26 protein-coding genes and 1 pseudogene are annotated in these 23,315 nt (G+C 65.4%); 12 read left to right on the top strand and 15 right to left on the bottom strand.

Annotation, left to right across the window (positions count from 1 at the left end; genetic code table 11):
• Positions 1-73 precede the first annotated feature (73 nt).
• From treS to ACQY5A_RS24690, 3 genes are all read left to right on the top strand, one after another.
• Positions 74-1,849, top strand: a complete 1,776-nt coding sequence (gene treS, locus ACQY5A_RS24700) for a maltose alpha-D-glucosyltransferase (protein ID WP_428342875.1) — start codon at positions 74-76, stop codon at positions 1,847-1,849.
• On the top strand, positions 1,846-3,165 hold the full coding sequence (locus tag ACQY5A_RS24695; RefSeq protein ID WP_428342874.1) for a maltokinase N-terminal cap-like domain-containing protein: 1,320 nt from the start codon (positions 1,846-1,848) through the stop codon (positions 3,163-3,165). Before treS ends, ACQY5A_RS24695 begins: the two co-directional genes overlap by 4 nt.
• 67 nt (positions 3,166-3,232) lie before the next feature.
• Positions 3,233-3,913 carry a YoaK family protein gene (locus ACQY5A_RS24690; protein WP_428342873.1) on the top strand — a complete coding sequence of 227 codons (681 nt, stop codon included), beginning with the start codon at positions 3,233-3,235 and terminating at the stop codon, positions 3,911-3,913.
• 129 nt (positions 3,914-4,042) lie between these two features.
• Here the strand turns inward: ACQY5A_RS24690 and ACQY5A_RS24685 are convergent, their stop codons facing one another.
• From ACQY5A_RS24685 to ACQY5A_RS24665, 5 genes are all read right to left on the bottom strand, one after another.
• Entirely contained in the window at positions 4,043-5,035 is a 993-nt protein-coding gene (locus tag ACQY5A_RS24685; protein ID WP_428342872.1) for an esterase family protein, read from the bottom strand.
• A gap of 222 nt (positions 5,036-5,257) precedes the next feature.
• Positions 5,258-6,085: an ABC transporter permease gene (locus ACQY5A_RS24680; protein ID WP_428342871.1), complete on the bottom strand. Its 828-nt coding sequence runs from the start codon at positions 6,083-6,085 to the stop codon at positions 5,258-5,260.
• A complete protein-coding gene (locus tag ACQY5A_RS24675; RefSeq protein WP_428342870.1) occupies positions 6,075-6,896 on the bottom strand; it encodes an ATP-binding cassette domain-containing protein in 822 nt (273 codons plus the stop codon). Before ACQY5A_RS24675 ends, ACQY5A_RS24680 begins: the two co-directional genes overlap by 11 nt.
• Before the next feature lie 2 nt (positions 6,897-6,898).
• Complete coding sequence (locus tag ACQY5A_RS24670; RefSeq protein ID WP_428342869.1) at positions 6,899-7,345, bottom strand: MarR family winged helix-turn-helix transcriptional regulator; 447 nt, start codon at positions 7,343-7,345, stop codon at positions 6,899-6,901.
• A gap of 56 nt (positions 7,346-7,401) precedes the next feature.
• Complete coding sequence (locus ACQY5A_RS24665; protein WP_428342868.1) at positions 7,402-7,899, bottom strand: metallophosphoesterase family protein; 498 nt, start codon at positions 7,897-7,899, stop codon at positions 7,402-7,404.
• 106 nt (positions 7,900-8,005) lie between these two features.
• On the opposite strand from ACQY5A_RS24665, the gene ACQY5A_RS24660 reads away from it, so the two are divergent.
• Together ACQY5A_RS24660 and ACQY5A_RS24655 are read left to right on the top strand one after the other, a co-directional pair.
• Positions 8,006-8,461, top strand: coding sequence for a MaoC family dehydratase (locus ACQY5A_RS24660; RefSeq protein WP_428342867.1), 456 nt, complete (start codon positions 8,006-8,008; stop codon positions 8,459-8,461).
• Positions 8,462-8,469: 8 nt separating this feature from the next.
• A pseudogene (locus ACQY5A_RS24655) lies at positions 8,470-9,376 on the top strand (alpha/beta fold hydrolase).
• Here the strand turns inward: ACQY5A_RS24655 and ACQY5A_RS24650 are convergent.
• The gene (locus tag ACQY5A_RS24650) at positions 9,373-10,665 is read right to left on the bottom strand and encodes an acyl-CoA dehydrogenase family protein (RefSeq protein ID WP_428343326.1); all 1,293 of its coding nucleotides are present in this window, start codon (positions 10,663-10,665) and stop codon (positions 9,373-9,375) included. The pseudogene ACQY5A_RS24655 and the gene ACQY5A_RS24650 overlap by 4 nt on opposite strands.
• Positions 10,666-10,691: 26 nt before the next feature.
• Between ACQY5A_RS24650 and ACQY5A_RS24645 the strand changes: the two genes are divergently transcribed.
• Positions 10,692-11,303, top strand: coding sequence for a GNAT family N-acetyltransferase (locus tag ACQY5A_RS24645; RefSeq protein WP_428342866.1), 612 nt, complete (start codon positions 10,692-10,694; stop codon positions 11,301-11,303).
• A gap of 147 nt (positions 11,304-11,450) precedes the next feature.
• Positions 11,451-11,744, top strand: coding sequence for a hypothetical protein (locus ACQY5A_RS24640; protein WP_428342865.1), 294 nt, complete (start codon positions 11,451-11,453; stop codon positions 11,742-11,744).
• Here the strand turns inward: ACQY5A_RS24640 and ACQY5A_RS24635 are convergent.
• From ACQY5A_RS24635 to ACQY5A_RS24625, 3 genes are read right to left on the bottom strand one after another with little or no spacing between them, the layout of a single operon-like run.
• Complete coding sequence (locus ACQY5A_RS24635; protein ID WP_428342864.1) at positions 11,690-12,778, bottom strand: DUF4185 domain-containing protein; 1,089 nt, start codon at positions 12,776-12,778, stop codon at positions 11,690-11,692. The genes ACQY5A_RS24640 and ACQY5A_RS24635 overlap by 55 nt on opposite strands.
• Positions 12,779-12,783: 5 nt before the next feature.
• Positions 12,784-13,578, bottom strand: a complete 795-nt coding sequence (locus tag ACQY5A_RS24630) for a DUF427 domain-containing protein (RefSeq protein WP_428342863.1) — start codon at positions 13,576-13,578, stop codon at positions 12,784-12,786.
• Between the two features lie 21 nt (positions 13,579-13,599).
• A complete protein-coding gene (locus ACQY5A_RS24625; protein WP_428342862.1) occupies positions 13,600-13,923 on the bottom strand; it encodes an antibiotic biosynthesis monooxygenase family protein in 324 nt (107 codons plus the stop codon).
• 62 nt (positions 13,924-13,985) lie between these two features.
• Between ACQY5A_RS24625 and ACQY5A_RS24620 the strand changes: the two genes are divergently transcribed.
• A complete protein-coding gene (locus tag ACQY5A_RS24620; RefSeq protein WP_428342861.1) occupies positions 13,986-14,420 on the top strand; it encodes a MarR family winged helix-turn-helix transcriptional regulator in 435 nt (144 codons plus the stop codon).
• On the opposite strand, the gene ACQY5A_RS24615 is transcribed toward ACQY5A_RS24620, so the two are convergent.
• Positions 14,417-15,091: a TetR family transcriptional regulator gene (locus tag ACQY5A_RS24615; protein WP_428342860.1), complete on the bottom strand. Its 675-nt coding sequence runs from the start codon at positions 15,089-15,091 to the stop codon at positions 14,417-14,419. The two genes, ACQY5A_RS24620 and ACQY5A_RS24615, sit on opposite strands and share 4 nt — an antisense overlap.
• Before the next feature lie 69 nt (positions 15,092-15,160).
• Between ACQY5A_RS24615 and ACQY5A_RS24610 the strand changes: the two genes are divergently transcribed.
• Both ACQY5A_RS24610 and ACQY5A_RS24605 read left to right on the top strand, forming a co-directional pair.
• Positions 15,161-16,216 (top strand): ferredoxin reductase, encoded by a 1,056-nt coding sequence (locus ACQY5A_RS24610; RefSeq protein WP_428342859.1) that lies wholly within the window; start codon positions 15,161-15,163, stop codon positions 16,214-16,216.
• Positions 16,217-16,245: 29 nt separating this feature from the next.
• Positions 16,246-17,361: a fatty acid desaturase family protein gene (locus ACQY5A_RS24605; RefSeq protein ID WP_428342858.1), complete on the top strand. Its 1,116-nt coding sequence runs from the start codon at positions 16,246-16,248 to the stop codon at positions 17,359-17,361.
• A gap of 7 nt (positions 17,362-17,368) precedes the next feature.
• Here the strand turns inward: ACQY5A_RS24605 and ACQY5A_RS24600 are convergent, their stop codons facing one another.
• Genes ACQY5A_RS24600 through ACQY5A_RS24585 form a run of 4 tightly spaced genes read right to left on the bottom strand, consistent with a single transcriptional unit; the run spans position 17,369 to position 20,592 of the window.
• Positions 17,369-17,596, bottom strand: a complete 228-nt coding sequence (locus ACQY5A_RS24600; protein WP_428342857.1) for an SRPBCC family protein — start codon at positions 17,594-17,596, stop codon at positions 17,369-17,371.
• Positions 17,597-17,598: 2 nt separating this feature from the next.
• The gene (locus ACQY5A_RS24595) at positions 17,599-18,534 is read right to left on the bottom strand and encodes an NmrA family NAD(P)-binding protein (protein ID WP_428342856.1); all 936 of its coding nucleotides are present in this window, start codon (positions 18,532-18,534) and stop codon (positions 17,599-17,601) included.
• Positions 18,535-18,586: 52 nt separating this feature from the next.
• Positions 18,587-19,408 carry a class I SAM-dependent methyltransferase gene (locus tag ACQY5A_RS24590; RefSeq protein ID WP_428342855.1) on the bottom strand — a complete coding sequence of 274 codons (822 nt, stop codon included), beginning with the start codon at positions 19,406-19,408 and terminating at the stop codon, positions 18,587-18,589.
• On the bottom strand, positions 19,405-20,592 hold the full coding sequence (locus ACQY5A_RS24585; protein WP_428342854.1) for an NmrA family NAD(P)-binding protein: 1,188 nt from the start codon (positions 20,590-20,592) through the stop codon (positions 19,405-19,407). The genes ACQY5A_RS24590 and ACQY5A_RS24585 overlap by 4 nt, the downstream gene beginning before the upstream one ends.
• Before the next feature lie 71 nt (positions 20,593-20,663).
• Here ACQY5A_RS24585 and ACQY5A_RS24580 point away from each other — a divergent pair, with 71 nt between their 5' ends.
• Positions 20,664-21,104 carry a MarR family winged helix-turn-helix transcriptional regulator gene (locus ACQY5A_RS24580; RefSeq protein ID WP_428342853.1) on the top strand — a complete coding sequence of 147 codons (441 nt, stop codon included), beginning with the start codon at positions 20,664-20,666 and terminating at the stop codon, positions 21,102-21,104.
• A gap of 123 nt (positions 21,105-21,227) precedes the next feature.
• Here ACQY5A_RS24580 and ACQY5A_RS24575 read toward each other — a convergent pair whose 3' ends face one another.
• Entirely contained in the window at positions 21,228-21,812 is a 585-nt protein-coding gene (locus ACQY5A_RS24575; protein WP_428343325.1) for a TetR/AcrR family transcriptional regulator, read from the bottom strand.
• A gap of 172 nt (positions 21,813-21,984) precedes the next feature.
• Between ACQY5A_RS24575 and ACQY5A_RS24570 the strand changes: the two genes are divergently transcribed.
• Complete coding sequence (locus ACQY5A_RS24570; protein ID WP_428342852.1) at positions 21,985-23,313, top strand: cytochrome P450; 1,329 nt, start codon at positions 21,985-21,987, stop codon at positions 23,311-23,313.
• Positions 23,314-23,315 lie beyond the last annotated feature (2 nt).

The following is a 23,315-nucleotide window of genomic DNA, read 5'->3' as shown; positions in this document are numbered from 1 at the left end:
AACAGTCGCGCTCAATTCGTTTGGCGCATAAGGTTTTCGATGTCGCGCCTCGGGTACGTGTAAGGTCGTGGACTTGACCAGGGACAGAGAACACTCGTCCGAGCACGACCCCGCGGCGGGTAGTCACGTCGAAGGCGGCGTGGTCGAACATCCCAACGCCGACGAGTTCACCGAGGCCAAATCGCTGCCCGCTGATCCGACCTGGTTCAAGCACGCGGTGTTCTACGAGGTGCTGGTCCGGGCTTTCCTGGACGGCGACGCCGATGGCTCCGGAGATCTTCGCGGATTGCTGCAACGGTTGGACTATCTGCAGTGGCTCGGCATCGACTGCATCTGGCTGCCGCCGTTCTACGACTCACCGCTTCGCGACGGCGGCTACGACATTCGGGACTTCTACAAAGTTCTCCCCGAGTTCGGCGCCGTCGAGGATTTCGTGGCGCTGCTCAACGCTGCGCACGAGCGCGGCATTCGGGTCATCACCGACCTCGTGATGAACCACACCTCAGACTCACACCCCTGGTTCCAGGAATCACGTCACGACCCCGAAGGCCCGTACGGCGACTTCTATGTCTGGAGCGACACCAGCGAGAAGTACACCGATGCGCGGATCATCTTCGTCGACACCGAAGAGTCGAATTGGACCTTCGACTCGGTGCGCAAGCAGTTCTACTGGCACCGATTCTTTTCCCACCAGCCCGACCTGAACTACGACAACCCGGCCGTACAGGAAGCCATGATCGACGTGCTGCGCTTCTGGCTCGACCTCGGGATCGACGGGTTCCGGCTGGACGCGGTGCCCTATTTGTTCGAGCGCGAGGGCACCAACTGCGAGAACCTGCCCGAGACGCATGCCTTCCTCAAACGGGTCCGCAAGGTCGTCGACGACGAGTTCCCCGGCCGGGTATTGCTGGCTGAGGCCAACCAGTGGCCCGCGGACGTCGTCGAATACTTCGGCGATGCCAGCACCGGCGGCGACGAGTGTCACATGGCGTTTCACTTCCCGCTGATGCCCCGCATCTTCATGGCGGTCCGGCGCGAGTCGCGCTTCCCGATCTCCGAGATTCTCGGGCAGACGCCGCAGATTCCCGACATGGCGCAATGGGGGATCTTTCTGCGTAACCACGACGAGCTGACCCTGGAGATGGTCAGCGACGAAGAGCGCGACTACATGTACTCCGAGTACGCCAAAGACCCACGGATGAAGGCCAACGTCGGGATCCGCCGCCGGCTGGCGCCGCTGCTGGACAATGACCGCAACCAGATCGAGCTGTTCACCGCGCTGCTGCTGTCGCTGCCCGGATCGCCGGTGCTCTACTACGGCGACGAGATCGGCATGGGCGACGTGATCTGGCTCGGTGACCGCGACGGGGTCCGGACGCCGATGCAGTGGACGCCGGACCGCAACGCCGGCTTCTCCAAGGCCAATCCCGGTCGGCTGTTCCTGCCCCCCAGCCAGGACTCGGTCTACGGGTATCAGGCCGTCAACGTCGAAGCCCAGCGCGACACCTCGACGTCGCTGCTGAACTTCACCCGGATGATGCTCGCGGTGCGCCGCCGGCACAAGGCATTCGCCATCGGGAGCTTCGAAGAACTCGGCGGCTCCAACCCGTCGGTACTGGCCTTCCTGCGCCAGCTGCCAAATGACGGCGACACCGTGCTCTGCGTCAACAACCTGTCGCGTTTCCCTCAGCCCCTCGAACTGAACCTGCAACATTGGAGCGGCCACACACCGATCGAGCTCACCGGACACGTCGAGTTTCCGCGCATCGGCCACCTGCCCTACATGCTGACACTGCCGGGACACGGGTTCTACTGGTTCCAGCTGTGCGGGTCTGAGGAGTCGCAATGAATCTGCCGTGGTCAGAATGGCTTCCGCAGCAGCGCTGGTACGCCGGCCGCAGCCGCGAACTGGCGTCCGCTGAGCCGGGTCTGGTGGTGGGTCTGCGCGACAATCTGGATCTGACGCTGGTGGACGTCGTCTACACCGACGGCTCGGCCGAGCGCTACCAGGTGATCGTCGGCTGGGATTCCGAGCCGCCCAGCGAGTTCAATACGGTCGCCACCATCGGCGCTGACGGCGGCCGGGTCGGCTTCGACGCGCTGTACGACCCGGACGCGGCCGCGTTTCTGCTGTCGCTGGTCGACTCGTCGGCCACCCGGGAAGGCGTGTCGTTCAGCAAGGAACCCAACGTCACCCTGCCGCTGAACGCCTATCCGCGGGTGTCGGACGCCGAGCAGAGCAACACCAGCGTGATCTTCGATCGCGACGCCATCTTCAAGGTGTTCCGCCGCGTCAGCCCCGGTGTCAACCCCGACATCGAGCTCAACCGAATTCTCGGCCGGGCCGAAAACCCGCACGTGGCCCGCCTGTTGGGCACCTATGAACTGACAGCAGGTGACGCCGACGCCAGCTGCCCGCTGGGCATGGCCACCGAGTACGAGGGCAACGCAGCCGAGGGCTGGGCGATGGCCACCGCCAGTGTTCGCGACCTGTTCGCCGAAGGTGACCTGTACGCCTACGAGGTCGGCGGCGACTTCGCCGGCGAGTCCTATCGCCTCGGCGAAGCCGTCGCGTCGGTGCACGCCGGACTCGCCGAAGCGCTCGGCACCTCGCAGGCCCCGTTCCCTGTCGACACCGTGCTGGCCCGCCTGGATTCGGCCGCCGCGGCGGTCTCCGAGCTCGAGCAGTACGTGCCGGCGATCGGCCAGCGCTTTCAGAAAATGGTTGACCAGACCATCACCGTGCAGCGGGTGCATGGCGACCTGCATCTGGGCCAGGTGCTGCGCACGCCGGAGACCTGGGTGCTGATCGATTTCGAAGGTGAACCGGGCCAACCGGTGGACGAGCGACGCGCGCCGGACTCCCCGCTGCGGGACGTGGCCGGTGTGTTGCGGTCGTTCGATTACGCCGCGTATGGGCCGCTGGTCGACCAGTCGGCGGACAAAATGTTGGCGGCGCGTGCTCGAGAGTGGGTGCAGCGCAACCGAACAGCGTTCTGCGACGGATACGCGGCGGCATCGGGCGTGGACCCCCGTGATTCCGGATTGGTGCTGGCAGCCTACGAACTGGACAAGGCTGTGTACGAGGCGGGTTACGAGTCTCGGCACCGGCCCGGCTGGCTGCCTATCCCGCTGCGGTCGATCGCCAAATTCGTAGCAGACTGATGTGAATCGCGCCTGAAAGGCGGCCCCCGCACGGCACGGCGGATAGTTCCGATGGAACCATGGTTTTATGTTTGGTGAGACCTTCGACAGCGAGGCCCGGCTCTCGTATGTGCTGGCAGTCCTTGCCGGCGTGCTCGGAGCCACGGCCTTCACCCACTCCGCCGGGTATTTCGTCACGTTCATGACCGGCAATGCGCAACGCGCCGTGCTGGGCTACTTCAACGACGACGTGGTGTTGTCCGTGACGGCCGGACTTTTGCTGCTGAGCTTCGTCGCCGGTGTCGTTGTGGCCTCGGTGTGTCGGCGGCATTTCTGGCTGGCGCACCCGCACGGGCCGACGATGCTGGCGACGTTCAGTCTGCTGGCCGCCACCATCGTCGACGTGTTCGACGAAGGCTGGTCGGAAAGTCAGCTCGACTTCCCGCCGATCATGTTGCTGGCCTTCGGTATTGGCGCGCTGAACACGTCATTCGTCAAAGACGGAGAGGTGTCGGTGCCGTTGAGCTATGTGACCGGGACGTTGGTCAAGATGGGTCAGGGCATCGAGCGTCATATCGCCGGCGGAAACCTGTCCGATTGGTTCGGTTATTTCATGCTGTTCGGTAGCTTCATTGTCGGCGCTTCCGTCGGCGGTGTGATGAGCTTGTTCGTCAACGGCACCGGGATGCTGGTCTTCTCGTCGGCGATGTGCACGTTGGCAACCGGCTACACCTACTTCCATCAGGATCGGCGCGCCCTGCTGGATTAGCTTTCCTCCGGTGCCGACACGTAAACCGTTGCGACGAATCGTCGTTCGAGATCGCAACCTTTTCAATCTCGGCAAAAAACATCGGCCGCAGCGCGGGGGAACGCTGCGGCCGATGCATGGGTGGGTCGATCAGGTTGCGCCTTGAGCAGCGCTCAGAGTCCGCTGAATGTCAGGCTTCATGGCAACCAGTTGCTGGTTCCAGTAACCCCAGTCATGCGTTCCGTTGGGCGGGAAGTTGAACGTGCCGTTGCGGCCACCCGCAGCGGTGTAGTTGTCGCGGAACTGTTCGTTGGTGCGCAGGGTGAACTGCTCCAGGAACTTGGCCGGCATGCTGTTGCCGCCCAACTCGTTCGGGGTGCCGTTGCCGCAGTAGACCCAAATGCGGGTGTTGTTCTGCACCAGGCGGGGGATCTGCACCATCGCGTCGTTGCGCTTCCAGGCCGGGTCACTGGTCGGACCCCACATGTTAGAGGCGCTGTAGCCGCCCGCGTCGCCCATCGACAGACCGATCAGCGTCGGCCACCAACCCTCGGAGGGGTTCAAGAAGCCGGACAGCGATGCGGCGTAGGAGAACTGCTGCGGGTAGTACGCGGCCAGGATCATCGCTGACCCACCCGACATCGAAAGACCCACCGCGGCATTGCCGTTCGGGGAGATGCCTCGGTTAGCCTGCAGATATGCGGGAAGCTCCCTGGTAATGAAGGTTTCCATCTTGTAGGTCTGGCAACCGCTCTTGCCGCACGCCGGCTGGTACCAGTCGCTGTAGAAGCTGGACTGTCCACCGATCGGCATGATCACCGACAGGCCCGACTGGTAATACTCCTCGAACGCCGGAGTGTTGATGTCCCAACCATTGAAGTCGTCCTGTGCGCGCAAGCCGTCGAGCAGGTAGACCGCGTGCGGTCCGCCGCCCTGGAATTGCACCCTGATGTCGTGGCCCATAGACGCCGATGGGACGTTCAAAGTTTCGACCGGCAGACCCTTTTTGGAGAACGCCCCCACGGTCGCCGAGCCTCCGATAGCACCGACCAGGCCGGCCAGCAGCGCTGCCCCGACGGTCGCAATTGCCAACCTGCGCGGCAAACTTCCTGCCGCACCGCGGAATTTCTCTGCGAACTTCATAGCTCCTATCCCAACTTTTATTTGCCGCAAACGCGGTCGAATAGCTGTCTGTGGCAGTCAAACACGCCAGTAACTACAACCATGTCACTCGGCGCGGGGTGGGGGATCGCGGTTCGCTAACGATTGAGGCTCGAGTATCACCTGTGGGTAACGAATGCGACTCGACGCGAAAGGACCCGCTGCTCAATCGAATTCAGCAGCGGGTCGTTACGTGTTCGTGACTTATCTGACCAGGCGCCGCAAAAGCGTTGATGCGGTGGCGATTCCAAGAGCTGCCGCAACAACCAATACGACGATATCCAGCGGGTTGAACGGGGTGCCGATGAGTAGCGCCCGTAATGCGTGCACTTCGTAGCTGAGCGGGTTGACGGTGCTGAGCGCGTGCAGCCACCCCGGCATCACGTCGACGGGGTAGAGCGCGTTGGAGGCGAAGAACAGCGGCATGGTGATGGCCTGGCCGATACCCATCAGGCGGTCGCGGCTGCGCACCAGCCCGGCCAGCGTCATCGACAGGCAGGCGAAGAACGCTGAACCCAGCATCACCACGGCCATCGCGGCCACGATGCGCAGCGGGTTGATCGTCATGCCGATCCTCATCAGATAGGCCAGCGCCAGCACGCCGACGACCTGGGCCACCGATCGAACGCCCGCCGCAAACGCTTTACCGGTGATCAGCGCGGACGCCGGGGCCGGCGTCACCATCAACTTGGCCAGGATTCCGGCGTCGCGGTCCCAGATGATCTGGATGCCGTAGAAGATCGAGATGAACAACGCCGACTGGGCGATGATCCCCGGCGCCAGGAACGCCAAATATGACACCGGCCCGGTGTTGATGACGTGCAGCTTGCTGAACGTCGTGCCGAAGATCAGCAGCCACAGCGCCGGTTGCACCATCCTGGTGACGAGTTCGGTGCGATCGTGGCGCAGCTTCTGCATCTCCACCAGCGCGAACGCGCCGACCCGACCCAACGTCGCGGGTACCCGCTGCCACCCGTGCGGTGCGCGAGTCAGCGTTATCGGCGCGGGCTTGACAGCGTTATCAACCGGCACGGCTGGCAACCTTTCTGCTGGAACGGATTTCACGTAGTGAGCCCGAGCTCTGGGGCTGCTCTGACAAATCTGATGCGGCGTAGTGTCGGAACACGTCCTCCAGCGTCGCGCATGCCGACACCGTCGACTTGAGCTTCGTCGGTGTCCCGATGGCACGAAGCGTGCCATGGTGCATCAGCGCCACCCGATCGCACAGCGCGTCGGCTTCTTCCATGTAGTGGGTGGTCAACAGCACGGTCATGCCGAATTGGCTCTGCATGTTCAGTACGTGGGTCCACACCCGGTCGCGCGCGATCGGGTCCAATCCCACCGTCGGTTCGTCGAGCACCAGCAGCGACGGCCGGTTGACCAGTGCCTGCGCCACTTCCAGGCGGCGCACCATGCCGCCGGAGTACGTTCCGGCGAGCCGGTCGGCGACGTCGAGTAATTCCATGGCGGCCAACGCCTCGTCGACCCGGTCGGATCGCTGCGAGCGGGGGACACCGTACAACCGGGCGAACCAGGCCACGTTCTGCCGGCCGGTCAGCGCCGACTCGATGGAAAGCTGTTGCGGCACATAGCCGATGTTGCTTCGGATGTCGGTCGTCTGGTCGCGGGCGTCGAGACCCAAGATGCGTAGCTCACCCTGCTGCACGGGTGTCAGCGTGGTCAGCATCCGCACGACCGTGGTCTTGCCGGCGCCGTTGGGCCCGAGCAGGCCCATCGTCTCGCCCGGCCGAACCTGCAAGGTCACGTCGTCCACCGCGGTGAACTGGCCGTACCGGTAGGTCAGGTTGCGGCCGTCGACCGCCATCGGCAGCGCTCTGCTCATGGTCATCGCTCCTGTAGTCGTCGGGTCATGGTGTCGAGGACTTCCAACCCCTTTGTCAGAGCCTCGATTTGGTCGTCGCCGAGTTCTTCGAGCACGTCGGCCAGCATGGCGCGACGGGCCGCGCGCGAGGTGTCGACGATGTGCTGGGCCGCTCCGGCCAGCCGCAACTGGCCCACCCGGCGGTCAGTTTCGTCGGCGGTCCGGACCAGGTACCCCTTGCTCACCAGCTTGGAGACCAGCGTCGACGCGGTGTTGGCGACCAGCCCCAGCTCCGTTGCGGCAGCGCTGACCGAGATGCCGGGCTGCCGGGCGACCAGCCACAGCAACTCCGTCTGCGATTCGGTCAGCTGCGCAGAGTCGAAGCCGCGTTCAGCCGATCGGCGGAGTTGCCGCCGGAATCTGCCGACGACGCGCGAGACTTCGTTGACGGGGTCGATGAATGTGGTCACTTGTATCTGTTTACGAGCTAAGAATGTGTAGACGCTATGTCTGCGCTAGCAGCGAGCTACTTCTCCAAACGATGCAAGACGACGTCCGCCAGCACGCCGTCGTCGACGCTCGCCGTCATATAGGTGCAGAACGGCTGCCGCCGCCGATCGGTCGGCGAGCCGGGGTTCAGCAGCCGCAAACCGGTGCCGGTCGTGGTGTCCCAGGGGATGTGGCTGTGGCCGAACACCAGCACATCGGTCTCGGGGTACAGCCCAGACATGCGGGCGTCGCGTCCGGCGCTGCCGCCGGTCTCGTGGACCACCGTGAACCGCAGCCCGTCGAGCACCGCGTCGGCCCGTTCCGCTAATCGCGACCGCAACTCTGCCCCGTCGTTGTTGCCCCAGCAGGCCAGCAGTCGCGCGGACCTGGCGCTCAGCGTGTCGAGCAATTCGGGCACCACCCAGTCGCCGGCATGCACCACTATGTCGGCCCGGTCGACCTCCTCCCACACCCGCGGCGGCAGATCGCGGGCGCGTCGCGGAACGTGGGTGTCGGCGAGCAGCAGCAGCTTCACCCGACCATCCTCCTCCCGTCGACATCCCGGTGGTCGTGCCGAGTCCGCCGGGTGGCACGATGCTAGCTAGCTCCGCTGCCGGGCCGACTCAAGGGAGAGAAACGCCATGCGCACCTTCGATTCAGTCGCCGACCTCGCCTCCATCAAGGGCGAAAGCATCGGCGAAAGCGATTGGGTGACGATCAGCCAGGAAGACGTCAACCTCTTCGCCGACGCGACCGGCGATCACCAGTGGATTCACGTCGACCCGGAACGGGCGGCCAAAGGCCCGTTCGGCAAGACCATCGCGCACGGGTTCATGACGCTGGCGCTGCTGCCCCGCCTACAGCACCAGATGTACACGGTCAACGGTATCAAACTCGCAATCAACTACGGCCTCAACAAGGTTCGCTTCCCTTCGCCGGTCCCGGTCGGCTCGCGGGTTCGCGCGAAGAGCTCGCTGGTCGACATCGAGGACCTCGGCAACGGAGCCACACAGGCGACCGTGTCGACCACCGTCGAGGTGGAGGGTGCCGACAAACCGGCGTGCGTCGCCGAGAGCGTCGTTCGCTACATCTCGTAGGCCGGGCCATGGACACGGGGCTGGCCGCCTGGCTGGACGCCGGGCTGTACTTCGACTACCTCGGCTTCGAGATCTTCTACCGGGTCGAGGGCAGCGGACCACCGCTGCTGCTGATCCACGGATACCCGTTCAATTCCTTTGACTGGGAACCGATGTGGTCGACGCTGACGCAGCGGTTCACCGTCATCGCACCGGACATGCTGGGGATGGGCTTCTCCGCCAAGCCGGTTGCCTACGAGTACTCGGTGCACGATCACGCCGACATGCACGAGGCGCTGCTACATCACCTGGGTATCCGGCACGCACACATCCTGGCTCACGACCTCGGGGACTCGGTGGGTCAGGAACTGTTGGCCCGCCACGAGTTTGGCCAGCATGCCTACGGTGGCCTGAGTATCGACTCGATCACCTGGCTCAACGGCGGGATGTTCGTCGAGACCTACACGCCCCGGGCCGCGCAGAAGCTGCTTGTCGGGAACTCCGTTGGGCGACATCCTGAGTCCGCTGCAGAACAGCCCGGTGTCGCGTCGCGTGCTGGAGCCGACGATACGGGAGATGTTCGGCCCGAACACCAAACCGAGCCCGCACATGATGGACGTTTTCCACCAGATCCTGGGCTACAACGACGGCCGCCGGGTGCTGCACAAGGTCGGACGCTTCATCAAAGACCGCCACACACACCGGAATCGGTGGGTGCGGGCCATGCGCGAGACCGACGTGCCGATGCGGTTGATCGACGGGCCGATCGATCCCAATTCCGGTGCGCACATGGCGCGCCGCTACGCCGAGGTGATTCCTCACGCCGACGTGGTGATGCTCGCCGACGACATCGGGCATTGGCCGCAACTCGAAGCGCCCGATGCGGTGCTGAAACACTTTCTCGCCCACATCGACCGCGTCACCGCCGAAAGCTAGAACTCGGCGACCGCGTGCTCCAGCCGCTCGGCCAACCGGGCCTGCGCCTCGGCGCGCCGGGTGGGCAGATGCTGCGACGGGAAAGGCGTTGACACCGGCTGGTATTCGCGCAAGGTGCGACGGGCGACCGTCATCTTGTGCAGCTCGGTGGCGCCGTCGGCGATGCCCAGCGACTCCGCGGCGATCATCATCTTGATGAACGGCATCTCGTTGGACACCCCGAGCGCGCCGTGCAGGTGCAATGCGCGCTGCACGACGTCGTGCAGCACCGTTGGCATCGCGACCTTGACCGCGGCGATGTCGCGCCGCACCTTCTGGTAGTCGTGATGCTTGTCGATCAGCCAGGCGGTCCGCAGCACCAGCAGCCGGAACTGCTCGATCTGGATCCAGCTGTCGGCGATCTTCTCCTGTGTCATCTGGAAATTCGACAGCGGTCCCATCCGGGTCTGGCGCGACACCGCCCGCTCGCACATCATGTCGAACGCCCGACGGGCCAGCGCGATCGTGCGCATCGCGTGATGGATCCGACCGCCGCCCAGCCGGGTCTGCGCGATCGCGAAGGCCTCACCCTCGCCGCCGAGGATGTGGTCGGCCGGCACCCGGACATCGGCGTAACGGACGTAGCCGTGGGTGGCGTGCGACTCCGTCCCGACCCCGACGTTGCGGATGATTTCCACACCGGGTGTGCCGGCCGGAACGATGAACAGCGACATCTTGTCGCGGGTGCGCGCCTCGGGATTGGTGACCGCCATGACGATGAAGAACGTCGCGTGCCGGGCGTTGGTGGAAAACCACTTCTCGCCGTTGATCACCCAGTCGTCCCCGTCGCGCTGCGCGCTCGTCACGAACAACCCCGGGTCGGAACCGCCCTGCGGTTCGGTCATGGAGTAGCAGGAGGTGATTTCGCCGTCGAGCAGCGGCTGCAGGTAGCGGGTCTTCTGCTCCGGGGTGCCGAATAGGGCCAGGATCTCGGCATTGCCGGAGTCGGGCGCCTGCGAGCCGAACACCGACGGGGCCCAGCGGGACCGCCCCAGGATCTCGTTGAGCAGCGCCAGCTTGACCTGGCCATAGCCCTGGCCGCCGAGTTCGGGTTTCAGGTGTGCGGCCCACAGGCCGTGATCGCGGACCTGTTGCTGCAGCGGCCGCAGGATCGCCATGGTCTCGGCGTCCTTCTTGTCGTAAGGGTCGAGCGACACCAGGTCGAGCGGCTCGAGTTCGTTGACCATGAACTCTTCGACCCAGTCGAGTTTCTGCTGGTATTCCGGGTCCGTCTCGAAGTCCCACACGATCTGTGACGCTACTACTCTGGGCTTCGATGACCATCACCACGCGTCCGGCGCGCAAAGCCGACGTCACCGAGCTCTCGCACGCCCTCGGTCGCGCCTTCTACGACGACCCGGTGTCGGTCTGGATCATGCCCGACGACAAAGCCCGAGCGGCCCGTCAGCGAAAGTTCTTCGCGGCGATCGCCCGGCACCACCACCTCGCCGGCGGTGGCGTGGAGGTGGCCACCGACGGTTCCACGATCGGCGCGGCGGCCCTGTGGGATCCGCCGGGCCGGTGGAAGCAGTCGACCCGCGAACAACTGATGATGCTGCCGTCGTTCATTTTCGGATTCGGGTTGAGTATCGCGACGGGCCGAAAACTCATCCAACTGCTCGATCAGATGAAGTCGCAGCACCCCGAGGAACCGCACTGGTATCTCGCGGTGATCGGCAGCGACCCCACGGTCCGCGGCAAAGGCTACGGGCGGGCCCTCATGCAGGCGCGGCTCGACCGCGTCGACGCCGAACACGCCCCCGCCTATCTCGAATCCAGCAAGAGCGAGAACGTGCCGTACTACGAACGGTTCGGCTTCGAGGTCACCAGCGAACTCGTCATTCCCGATGGACCGACGCTGTGGGCGATGTGGCGGCGAGCCCGCTGACCGCTCAGCTCAGGATGCCCTTTGCACGTCGAGCGTGCGCCCAGGGTGACGACACGCCGGGGTTGTCCGCCCTCAACGCACACTCGAGGCATGGCGTCAGCCTTGGTTTGTGTTTAGTTGTTCGAGCACCAGGGCAACCGAACCGCTATGCCCGACGACGACACCCTGAGCCCGAGCGAGTCGACCGATTCCGATGAGCTTCGTAACGACGACGGCGACATCGTCGTCGATCCGCCCGACGACTGGAGCGAGGCCAATCGATTCGGGATGACGGCGCGCGAGGAGGAAGAGGGCGAGTCGCTGGAGTACAAGCTCAGCGCCGAAGAGCCGGACGTGCTACCCAACACCGGGCCACCCCCGGAGCGTCCGGTTCAGGTGCACCGCGGTCAGATCGACGGAGCCCCCGAGGACGGCGACTCGCTGTTCAACGTCGAGAGGTGACGCGTGGTGTCACGCAGCGTCGCGCGGAACTGCATTGCCCGATAAGGCCATCCGTTCTCGGTATGCCATTGCGACACCACCAGTCCGACGCCGCCCACCACGTCGAGTTGCGAGCCCGGCAGGATGTAACCGCCGTAGAGTTGCGCCACCCGGCTACCGGCATGGTCCTCGTCGTCCCAGCCGGACCCGATCACCGGCCGCTGCAGCGGCGCCCCACGAACCGCGGTGGGCGAGCGCATCACCCGGTACCCGAGTGCGTATTCCGAAGACAGAAACCCGCCCAGGACCCATCTGCCGGTGTTTAGCCGGCGCAGTGACAGCTCACCCCAGGTCTCGCCCATAGGAGTCAGTGGGGTGGCTGTCGCGGCCCATGACCAGAGACCCTTCCGCCGTCCCCAGCCGAAGTATTGGCGCCGATCGGCGATATGTTCGGGCCGCACCCGCCGCAGAATGATCCCTTTGTCCCGCTGAAATCCGGTGGACGCCACGTAGATCCAGCCGTCGACAGGGTCGTAATCCCACGACCAGCACTGCGCGTGACCGTCGTGCAGGGTGGCGGAAAACGTGTCACCCCGACGTCGCCACGAGACAGCGCCGTCGTCGGAGCGCCAGATCTCGGTCCAGACCACGTTGCCGAAGCCCCGGTTGACGATCGCGTGCAGATAGAGCGCGTCACCCACCCGCAGCAGGTCGGACGGAATGACCGTGCTGATGCCACGGCGCGGGCGCCCTGACCCGCCAGTGCGATGCGGGTAGCGCCAAAGTTGTCGGGCGAATTCAGGATCGGCACCGCCGGCGCGGTCAAAGGTGATCGGGTGGCTGGCATCGCCGGTACCGATGAGGATGACCGGCGAGCGCCAATCACCCTGTCCGACAGATTCACCCGAAAAAGTGTCGCCGAATACCGAGACCAGGGATCCGTCCGGCGCGATGACCGAGGCACCGAGGTCAGTGCACGTGACACCCCACCGATCGGTGCGGCCCGGGCCGGTGATGTCGGCCAGCTTGCCCTCGGGTGGATATGCGGCGGCCACTGTGGTCAGTGCGAGAACGGGGTGATGGGCCGCTGCCGGAGTTGGCCGTCGACGATGACGTCGACCCGCTCGTTGAAAAACGCGATGTGGTCCCGGACGGGCTCTGCCTCGCGAAGGGGATCGCGGTAGGTCCATGCGATGTCTGCCGGACCATTCGGCGCCGAGAAATACGTGGCCCGGCCTTTGTAGGCGCAGTAGCTGACACTGTCGGTCGGCTCGAGATCGACGACGACATCCGCGGGTGGAAGGTAGAACCGGGTCGGCAGCGAGGTCTCGAACAGCAGCAGCGGCCGCGACGACTCGGCCAACAGTCGTCCGTCCAACTCGATCCGGACATGGCGAGTGCTGGCGAGGATGTCGAGCCGTTTGAACGGGTCGTGCGGGTGCGAGACGATCGGCTCGTCTTCCTCACGCCACTCGAACGCGCTGAAGTCGACGGTGAGAAAGCCGGCCAGGTCTGGATCGTCGGGCCGGAATGCCGCCGACGGGCATCGCCGACCCTCGACGAGGACGTCGAGCATTTCGCCGGTACAGGTATGCGCCGCAAAGGGATTCGTCGGCACCAGCACGGGCAGGTCGGCAAGCTCGTCGACCCGCCCGGCCGATTCCAGTTGAGCCACGAAGTCGGCGTGTGGCACCGCATACGTCGGGACCAATCGGCGTGGCTCCCACACCAGCAGGCCGTGGACGGTGTCGGCGACCGGCACGCCGTCCAGATAGAGCCGAAGACGTTTCTCGGTCGGCTCGTAGCGTAGCGATCCCAGCGCGCCGCCAAGCAAATCCCGCAGTCGAGTGCCCATCACACCATCATGGCTCGGCGGTTAGGCCTCGTGCACGGACTCGACGGTGTAGAGGTGCGGCTCGAAGCCGTCCGCCACGTCGGCGCACTTCACCATGTGCTCACGGGCGACGGGATTCTGCTGCATTGCGTGCATGGCCTCGGCGCTGCGCCACTGCGCGTAGTTGACCACCCGGGTGCCGTCCGTACTGAGGTGGATGTTCGCCGAGATGAACCCGTCGATGTGCTGCATGACGTCCTCGGTGGCGGCGGTCAACAGGTCGGCGAGTTCACGGGCCCGGTCAGGTTGCACGGTGAACACATTCATCAGCGTGGCGTGGTCGGAGTGCGCGGTGATGGTGGTCATATCTTTTTCCTTTGTGTCAGGTTCCTGACGCAACAGGATAGCATGGGTGTAAGGTTCCTGTCATGCAATCGTCGGACGCCGAGCGCTCCATCGGCTATCTGGTCAAACGCGTTCAACAGGGATTGCGGCGTCGATGCGACGCCGCGCTGAAAGCCATTGGCATTTCGATGGCTCAGTACGCGACGCTGCGGGCGCTGGACGAACATCCTGACGCCTCGGCCGCCGAGCTCGCTCGGCTGTGCTTCGTGACCCGGCAGTCGCTGCAGGACATGCTCACCGGGTTGCGCGCCGCGGGGTTGGTCGAGAACGCCACCGCCGAATCTCGTGGGCGCGCACAGTCATTGGCGCTCACGCGTGTTGGCTCGCGGCGGCTTCGCTCGGCCCACGACGCCGTGTTCGGTGTCGAAGCGGCGATGCTGCACGGCATCTCAGCACACGAAAGGCCCAGTGTCGCAAAGGCTTTGCTCCGCTGCGCGAAAAATATGGAGAGCCTTTAAGGCTTGCTGCGCCAGCCGGTGATGCCGATCACGATCATCCGGAGTTGCTTGACCGCAGCTTGGCGGATCTCCTCGATCGACTCGGGGCCCTGGGCGTCCTCGAGCGCCTCGGCGATCACGATCATCGAGTTGACGAACAGCATTGCCAACACGTTCAGATCGTCGGTGCTCCAGGTGTTCAGCCCCGGGAACCGGGCCAGGTCGGTGGCCAGCTCGGACGTGACGAGCCGTAATTCGGTGCGAATCGCGTAGCGCAGCACGGTGACGCCGCTGGAGCGTTCGCGGCCGATGAACCGCCAGTGTTCGCGACGCTCGGTGACGCTGGCGACCACGATTTCCACTGATGACTCGATCACCCGATTCGGGTCGAGCTTGCCGGCGCGGGCACCTCGCAGCATGTCCCGCAACGTCCGGAACGACTCGTCGATCAGGACCAGCCCGAGAGACTCCATCGACTCGAAGTGGCGGTAGAACGCGCCGGGGACGATGCCCGCTTCGCGCGTCACCTCGCGCAGGCTCAATCCGCTGAAGCTGCGTTCGTCGAGAAGCTTCAGCGCCGCGGCGACGATGGCCCGCCGGGTCGCTTCTTTGCGTTCCTCGCGGGACGGTCCTTCGCGGCTGCGGCCGCGACTCGATCGGTGCGGCCGTGAGCTAGGCGCACGACTGTTCACTGTGTGAAGCCTAACACAGACCAGGGTAAACCCTTGACGAACTGGACTTAGTGGGCGCACGGTATACACATGTTCACTCAAACTCTGAAGCAGCGGGTGCTTGGTTCCGACCTGCTCAGCCTGCTCACCGGCCCGCACGGTGTCGACCGGTACACCGAACAGGTGGATCCGGCCTGGACGCTGGCCGAGGGCCGCGCGAAGGTCGTCGACGTGCGACGGGACAGCCTGCGCAGCGTCACCCTGATTCTGGCGCCCAACGACGCGTTCACCGACGCCATCTCAGCCGGGCAGTACGTCAACGTCGCCGTCGAGATCGACGGGCGCCGGCACACCCGGTGCTACTCACCGGCCAACGCCGAGGGCGCCACGCACCTCGAGCTGACCATCGGAAAGCACGACGATGGGGTGGTCTCGACCTACTTGTATGAGCACGCCCGTCGCGGCATGGTGGTCGGGCTCACCGGAGTGGGAGGCGACTTCGTTCTCCCGGCGCAGCGGCCCCGCCGCATCCTGTTCGTCTCGGGCGGTAGCGGGATCACCCCCGTCTTGGCGATGCTGCGCACGCTGGTCAACGAAGGCCACACCGGCGAGATCGCATTCGTGCACTACGCCCGCAACCGCGCCGAGGCCTGCTACCACGACGAGCTGGCCGCGTTGGCGGGAGTGCGGGTGCTGCACGGCTACACCCGATCGGCCGGCGGCGATCTCGACGGCCGGTTCGACGCGGACCACCTGGCAGCGGCCATGCCGGACCCCGACGTGGTGTTCGCCTGCGGGCCAGCGGCTTTGGTCGATGCCGTCCGCGAGCACTGCGCGGACGTGCAATCGGAGAGTTTCGTTCCGCCCAAGCTGGACCTGCCAGCCCAGCCGTCCGGCGGGCGAGTCACGTTCGCGGACAGCGCCATCGAGGTCACCGACGACGGCCGCTCGCTGCTCGAGCAGGCGGAGGCGGCCGGACTGAGCCCGGCAAACGGTTGCCGAATGGGCATCTGCCACACCTGCACCCGCCGCAAGACCAGCGGCGTGGTTCGCAACCTGACCAGCGGTTCGGTATCGACCGCCCCCGACGAGGACGTGCAGATCTGCGTGTCCGTTCCCGTCGGCGACGTCGACATCGCTCTTTAACCCGCATAAGCGAAATAGGAGGCTCCACCATGTCTCAGACAGTCAAGCCCAAGATCACCCTGACTCCCGAGCAGGCCGATGCGTTCGGCGCTGAACTCGACGCGATCAAAGAGCGCGTGATGGCCGATCTCGGTCAGCGCGACGCCGACTACATCCGCCGCGTGATCAAGACACAGCGCACTCTCGAAGTCAGCGGCCGCGCCCTGCTGATGGCCGGGATCTTTCCGCCGGCGTGGTTGGCCGGCACCGCGATGCTCGGCATCTCGAAGATCCTCGACAACATGGAGATCGGCCACAACATCATGCACGGCCAGTACGACTGGATGCGTGACCCGTCGATCCGCGGCCAGGAATTCGAGTGGGACACCGCCTGCCCGGCCGACCAGTGGCGGCATTCGCACAACTACATGCACCACACCCACACCAACATCGTGGGCATGGACCGCGACATCGGCTACGGCATCCTGCGGATGAGCGAGGATCAGCGGTGGAAGCCATACTTCTTGGGCAACCCGGTCTACGCCTTCCTGCTGATGGTGCTGTTCCAATACGGGGTAGCGCTGCACGAGCTGGAAACCGAGCGCATCCGTTCCGGCGAGATCCGGCTGGCTGACAAACGCAAAGTCCTGCAGGAGATCTGGGGTAAGACTCGCAAGCAGGTGCTCAAGGACTACGTTGCCTTCCCGCTGCTGGCCGGACCGTTCGCGCCGTTCGTGTTCACCGGCAACCTGACTGCCAACCTGATGCGCAATGTGTGGTCGTACATGATCATCTTCTGCGGCCACTTCCCGGACGGCACACAGGAATTCACCGTCGAGGAGACAGCGGGCGAGTCACGCGGCCAGTGGTATTTCCGGCAGGTCCTCGGGTCGGCAAACCTGACCGGCGGCAAGCTCTTTCACCTGCTGTCGGGTCATCTGTCGCACCAGATCGAGCACCACTTGTTCCCGGACATGCCGGCCCAGCGGTACTCGGAGATCGCCTCCGAGGTTCAGGAGATCTGCCGGCGCTACGGCATCCCGTACAACGCGGGTTCGCTGCCCAAGCAGTTCGGCACCGTGGTGCGCAAGATCGTCAAGCTGGCCATGCCGCCGAGGGAGCGCAGCGCCGCCGAGCCGAAGGATCGCGAACGCGTCGCAGCCTGATCGGGCACTAGCAGGTGGAGACGCGGCCGCGACGGTGGCGGAGGAGCGAAAACGACGTAGCCACGCGTAGTCGTGGGTCGGCGGTGTCGTGTTCGGCGGTGTCCCAGGTGTCGTACCACTCTGGGATGGTGTCGATGGTGGTGATCAGATCCCACACCGTTTCTGGTGGGGCGGCGATGGTGATCGACCCGGTTTGCGTGTGCGTACCCCCGCGGCGGCGAGGGGGTCGCAGCACGGTCACGAGGGTTGGCCCGACGGGGTGGCGACGGGCTGGAAGATCGCGCGGTACTGGTCGACGAACTCGGCCACGGCGACGGGGGTCTTATGGCCGATGCGTTGCACCACGTCGTTGGTTCCGGCGAATACGCCGCGTTGAAAGTCCTGCGAGACATGGCGCAGGTGCTGGATGAGATGGGAGCCGAAGCCGATGGCGGTCAGTTGGTCAGCGAACTCGTCGTAGCCGATGGGTTCATAGCGGACGGTCCGGCCCAAGACGGTGGAGAACACCTGGGCGATGTCGGCGAAGTCCATCTCTACCGGTCCGTACAGCGGGTAGGTCGCCCCGGCGTGCGGGCTGGGATCAGTCAGGATGGCGGCGATGACGTGGGCCTGATCTTCGACAGTGACGGGGGCGTGCCGCCCCTGACCCATGGGCATCCGGATCGCGCCGTGCTCGGTGACATCGGTGGCGGTCAGCAGCAGGTTCTCGGCGAAGAAGGTGGGCCTCAAGTGGGTCACCGGCACCGGGGAGCGGTCCAGCAGGCGTTCGGCGATCCAGTGCTGCTGGGCAGCGTGGCTGGCGGCGTCGCGGCGGGCGGAGATCTGCGACATGTTCACGATCCCGCCCAGGCCGGCTTCGTGGGCGCCCTGGGCGAACACCGCGGTGGCCTCGATCAGTCCGGGGGCGATGGGGTAGACGAAGTAGCCGGCCCGGGTGCCCTGCAGGGCCGCGGTGACGGCGTCGAGATCGTGCAGGTCGCCGACGACGACGTCGGCGCCCGCGCGGGCCAGATCCTCGGAGCGCTCGTCAGTGCGGTGCACGAAGGCGCGGACGTGATGCCCTCGTTCGAGCAGTAATCGTGTTACCCGTGCTCCGGTGGCGCCAGCTGCGCCGGCCACGAAGAAGCACGCAGCGCCGTCAGTAGGGACTCGGGCTGGTTGCAAGTGGGTCATGGTTTCCTCAGGTGGTGTGAGTGTTACTGGGTTGGTGGCTGTCTCGCTGGGGCTAGGCGGCGGTGGCGACGGCTTGGATGAGTCGCAGCCGGTCCTCGCGGGCATTGGCGATCAAGGTCTTGCCCTTGGTGGCGATGTCGGGAACCAGCAGCTGCAGCCCGAGTGGATCCGGCGCGGCATCGAAAACGGGGGTCATCGCGGCGACGGCGAAATCGGTGAGGTCGTTCCATCGGTCGATAGTGAAGCCGGCGCGTTGCAGGGTGGTGCGCAGCTCGTCCGGGGTGATGAGGTGGCTGCCCTCGGGAGTGTCGGCCCACGGCACCGGGAAGTGGATGGGCTGGTGGGGGCCAGCGGTGACGTCCCACAGTGCGAGGCGGCCGCCGCGCCGCAGCACGCGGCGAGCTTCACGATAGAGCCCCGCCTTATCGGCGATGTTCATCTGGACGTGCTGGGTGACGATGAGGTCGAAAGTCGCGTCAGGCAAGGGAAGTGCGGTGATGTCGCCTTCGATTACGTCGATGTTGTCGGTGAGCCCGACGAGGTCGTTGAGCCAGCGTGCGGTATCGCAGTACTCGTCGGTGAGGTCGACTGCGGTGACACGGCAGCCGTGGTCGGCGGCGAGCAGCCGCGCGGTGCCGCCGATTCCGCTGCCGGCGTCGAGCACGTGATCGGCTGCGTTGACACCGGCGGCCTCTAACAGACTGACCGTGCCGAGGCGGCCCAGCGAGTGGAAGTCTTCGAAGGTGGCGAAGTCACTGGGGTGAAGACCATCGAGGTCTTTGCCTGCAGCCCGCAGGGCGGCTTCGATGCGGGCGCGGGTGCCACCGGTCGCGTACTGCGCGGCAACGCTGCCCGCGTATCGCTGGCCGGTCATCGGGCCACCTTCGCGATCGCGTCGATGACGCTGCGTTCGCGCTCCGGTTGCTCCTCGCGGTGTTCGCGTTTCCAGATGACAGAGTCGGCGGCCAGTTCGGGAGTCAGGGGCTGGGGGTGTTGTTGGGTGCGCACGAATCGGTCCAGTGCTGGACGCGGGGTCAGACCGATGCGAGTGAAGTCCCACAATGCGCGGGTGAGGTTGCCGGCGGTGCGGCGGGCTTGCGGGAGTGTGGCGTAACGGGCGGCGATGGTGGCGAAGTCTTCGGGGGAACGTCCGGTGAGGTCGTAGACATCGGTGGTGGGTGCGTGCACCTCCCAGGTACCGCGTTGGCCTTCGGTCCAGTAGTGCCGAATCTGGCTGATCTGGAAGGTGTCCAAGCCGACGCGCCCGCCGGTGGCCCGTAGCGCTTTGAGCATCATCCACACCGGCATCGGCGCGGGGCGGACGCGTCGACCGAGTGCGTGACCGACCATCGCAGCGATGTCGGTGTTGGACAACAGCGCCGGCCCGGTTGGCCGATAGCGTCGCCCGGCGTGTGGCTGAGGGTCGAGCAGGATCGCGGCGGCGACGCGGCCGATGTCCTCGTTGGACGGCGGCGCGTTGCGCTGATCACCGGCCAGGACCGGCAGGACGCCGAGTTGTGCGGCGAACCCGATCAGCCCGGCCAGGTAATTGTCAGCGAAGTATCCCGGCTGCACCACGGTGTGGCTCGCGGCGGGGACCATATCGAAGAGGCGTTGCACCAACCAGGTCTGGCGGGTGGCCAGCGACGGGTGGAGGGGGCTGGCCAGCCATTGTGACAGGCCCACGATGGCTTCCACCCCTTCGGCGTGCGCGGCGGTGGCGACGTTGACTGCGCTGTCGGTCATATGCGGGTGAAAATGCGGCACGTAGTACAGCCGCGACACCCCGCGCATCGCGGCGCGCACCGCAAGCGGGTCAAAGATATCGGCGGCTACGACCTCGGCCCCCCATTGGGTCAGCAGGTCGCTGCGGGCGTCGTGGCGGTGCACCAGCGCGCGGACACGTGCTCCATGTTCGCGCAGGGTGCGCACGACCGTCCTCCCGGTCTTACCGGAGGCCCCGGTCACCAGGATCAGCGGTTGGTCGCCGGCGGTCGCCGTGATGGACGACGGCCGGGACCCTTCCGTGCGGTCGAGATATTGGTCGACATCAGTCACGGCAGCGCCGCCCTTCATTTGGTGTACATACATCTTTTTGATACCGCTACACTAACCGCCAGGAGGTGCATATGCAACAACGGTCTCGAACGGAACGTTTCGCCACCACGCTGCGCGGGCAATGCCTTGGCATGCGCGTCGCACGTCTGCACCGTGTGATCAACGCCATCTTCGACGACACCCTGGCCCCACTCGGGATCTCGGTGTCACAACTGGAGGTGCTGTCGACCCTCGTCGTGGCCGGCCAGCCGCTCAAACCCGCTCAACTTGCCGACCTGTGCGCGGTAGAGCGCTCCACGATGAGCCGCAACGTCGCGCTACTGGAGCGCAAGGGCTGGATCACCACGACCTCGCGCTCCACTGACGGTCGTGCACTCGCGGTGACCGTCAGCACCGAAGGTCGCCACATGCTGAACCGAGCCGAACAGGCCTGGTCAACCGCTCAAGCAACGGCCCGCGACACCCTCGGCAATGACGCAGCCGCCATCCTGGACACCTGGCTGCAGCATTGAGCCTGGTGCGGTGTCAATATCCTTCCCGCAGCGTCTAGAGACGATCGTCAGCGCAAACTCGCCGCGCTCCACGATGTTGATTCATCAATTCAAGAATTGCAGTTGCGACAAGCGGGCTAAGGTTCACGCGCGGTAGCCGAGCAACGCGATCGAGGCCTGCACGGCGGGTTCGACGATGTCGCGCGGACTGTGCCCGTCTTCGACGACCTGAGCGGTCAGCTCACGCAGTCCGCCGACCAGGATCACCGCCTTCGCGGGGGTCAACGGCGGCAGGTCCGCGTTCCAAAATGCGGGCGTGTCACTCAAATTCACCAGCAAGCTGGTCAGCAATTGAGTGTTACGACGCTGCGACGGCCGCGCCGCGGCGTCCAGTGACGGCAGTTCGCGGATCCAGCTCAAGGTGAGCGCTGGCGTGGACTCGATGTGCCCGACGTAGGCCTCGACGGCTTGCCGGATCTGGGTCTGCCAGTCGGCGGCGAGATCGACCGCGCTGCGGATGTGCTCGCCGAGTTGCTCGACGCTGACGTGCAGCAGCTCGTGGAAGCACTGATCCTTGCTGGCGAACTGGTCGTAGAACGTGCGCTTGGACGTGCGGGCGTGCCGGACGATGTCGGCGACTGTGCTGGCGCGGTAACCGCGCTCGTCGATCGCGGCCGCGAGACCGTCGAGCAGCCGCTGCCGGAACGGATCGATGCCGTCGGGCCCAATGGGCTCAGTAGGATCAGCCGAGCTCCCCGCCGGGGTCGCATCGTCAGCGATGGTCGTGGCCACGTCGCCTCCTTTGACTCGCACCCTTGCCAGGACTTGGTACCAGACGGTACCGTACAACAGAATTGTGGTACGGCGCAGTACCACGCCGCGACGTTGGGAGCGCACCACCATGAGCACAGTCGAATCGCATGTGGCGTCACCGACGATCGCCGCCAACCTTCCCCCGGGCCCGCGTATTCCAAAGATCCTGCAGGGCATGGCGTTTGGGTTCTTGCGCCGACCGTTCGTGCATCAGGTGGCCCAGCGTTACGGCGACGTGTTCACACTGCACGTGCCGATCTATGGTCCGATCATGGTGGTGGCCAACCCGCAGCTGGCCAAGCAAATCTTCACCACCAGCCCCGACGTGCTCGGCAATATCCAACCCAACTTGAGCCGGCTACTCGGCCCTGGTTCGGTGTTCGCACTGGACCGCGAAGAGCACCGGCAGCGCCGCCGGCTGCTGGCGCCCCCTTTCCACGGCAAGAGCATCAAGAACTACGAGACGATCATCGAAGAGGAGACGCTGCGCGAGATCGCCGGCTGGCCGGAGGGCACGCCGCTGGCCACCCTGCCGTCGACCATGCGCATCACGCTCAACGCGATCCTGCGCGCGGTCTTCGGCGCCGAAGGCGCCGAGCTCGACGAACTCCGCCGAATCCTGCCCCCGTGGGTCACGCTGGGATCGCGGTTGGCTCCGTTGCCCAAACCGTCTCGCACCTATGGCCGTTACTCCCCGTGGGGCCGGCTCGTCGAATGGCGGGCCCGCTACGACGCGATCATCGACAAGCTCATCGACGACGAACGCCGCGACCCGTATTTCGAGAACCGCACCGACGTGCTGGCGCTGATGCTGCGCAGCACCTACGAAGACGGTTCGGCCATGTCGCGCGAGGACATCGGCGACGAGCTACTCACTTTGCTGGCGGCCGGGCACGAGACCACCGCCTCAGCGCTCGCCTGGACGTTCGAGCGGGTCAGCCGCCACCCCGACGTGCTGGCGGGTCTGGCCGCCGAGGCCGACACCGACGGCAACGAGTTGCGCCAGGCGACGATCCTCGAAACGCAGCGCAGCCGAACCGTCATCGACGCCATCGGCCGTCACGTCTACGCGCCGGTGTACCAGCTCGGCGAATGGTCGATCCCGCACGGGCACACCATCATCGTCAGCATTTCGCGGCTCCACGACGACCCCGAGCTTTTCCCCGAGCCCGATCGGTTCGACCCGCAGCGCTTCGTCGGCAGCAAGCCGCCCAGCTTTGCCTGGATTCCGTTCGGCGGCGGCGCGCGACGCTGTGTGGGAGCCGTTTTCGCCAGCATGGAGATGGATGTGGTGCTACGAACAGTGTTGCGGCACTTCACTATTGAGGCCAGTACTGCACCGGCGGAGAAGCTACATGCCCGCGGTGTCGCCTTCACCCCGAAGGAGGGCGGAAAGATCGTGGTCCATCGGCGTTAGGA

The organism is Mycobacterium sp. (genome assembly GCF_965277065.1).
In the GTDB taxonomy this organism is placed as follows: domain Bacteria; phylum Actinomycetota; class Actinomycetes; order Mycobacteriales; family Mycobacteriaceae; genus Mycobacterium.
Note: the sequence above shows the minus strand (reverse complement) of the source record. Positions and strands in the feature narration are given on the sequence as shown.

Bases quoted from the DNA above. Each gene is read 5' to 3' on its own strand.
- ACQY5A_RS24690 (WP_428342873.1), top strand. From the start codon at position 3,233: ATGTTTGGTGAGACCTTCGACAGCGAGGCCCGGCTCTCGTATGTGCTG.
- ACQY5A_RS24590 (WP_428342855.1), bottom strand. From the start codon at position 19,408: ATGACCGGCCAGCGATACGCGGGCAGCGTTGCCGCGCAGTACGCGACC.
- ACQY5A_RS24595 (WP_428342856.1), bottom strand. From the start codon at position 18,534: ATGACCCACTTGCAACCAGCCCGAGTCCCTACTGACGGCGCTGCGTGC.
- ACQY5A_RS24645 (WP_428342866.1), top strand. From the start codon at position 10,692: ATGACCATCACCACGCGTCCGGCGCGCAAAGCCGACGTCACCGAGCTC.
- ACQY5A_RS24620 (WP_428342861.1), top strand. From the start codon at position 13,986: ATGCAATCGTCGGACGCCGAGCGCTCCATCGGCTATCTGGTCAAACGC.
- ACQY5A_RS24580 (WP_428342853.1), top strand. From the start codon at position 20,664: ATGCAACAACGGTCTCGAACGGAACGTTTCGCCACCACGCTGCGCGGG.
- ACQY5A_RS24695 (WP_428342874.1), top strand. From the start codon at position 1,846: ATGAATCTGCCGTGGTCAGAATGGCTTCCGCAGCAGCGCTGGTACGCC.
- ACQY5A_RS24685 (WP_428342872.1), bottom strand. From the start codon at position 5,035: ATGAAGTTCGCAGAGAAATTCCGCGGTGCGGCAGGAAGTTTGCCGCGC.
- ACQY5A_RS24640 (WP_428342865.1), top strand. From the start codon at position 11,451: ATGCCCGACGACGACACCCTGAGCCCGAGCGAGTCGACCGATTCCGAT.
- ACQY5A_RS24625 (WP_428342862.1), bottom strand. From the start codon at position 13,923: ATGACCACCATCACCGCGCACTCCGACCACGCCACGCTGATGAATGTG.
- ACQY5A_RS24570 (WP_428342852.1), top strand. From the start codon at position 21,985: ATGAGCACAGTCGAATCGCATGTGGCGTCACCGACGATCGCCGCCAAC.
- ACQY5A_RS24605 (WP_428342858.1), top strand. From the start codon at position 16,246: ATGTCTCAGACAGTCAAGCCCAAGATCACCCTGACTCCCGAGCAGGCC.
- ACQY5A_RS24660 (WP_428342867.1), top strand. From the start codon at position 8,006: ATGCGCACCTTCGATTCAGTCGCCGACCTCGCCTCCATCAAGGGCGAA.
- ACQY5A_RS24675 (WP_428342870.1), bottom strand. From the start codon at position 6,896: ATGAGCAGAGCGCTGCCGATGGCGGTCGACGGCCGCAACCTGACCTAC.
- ACQY5A_RS24610 (WP_428342859.1), top strand. From the start codon at position 15,161: ATGTTCACTCAAACTCTGAAGCAGCGGGTGCTTGGTTCCGACCTGCTC.
- ACQY5A_RS24630 (WP_428342863.1), bottom strand. From the start codon at position 13,578: ATGGGCACTCGACTGCGGGATTTGCTTGGCGGCGCGCTGGGATCGCTA.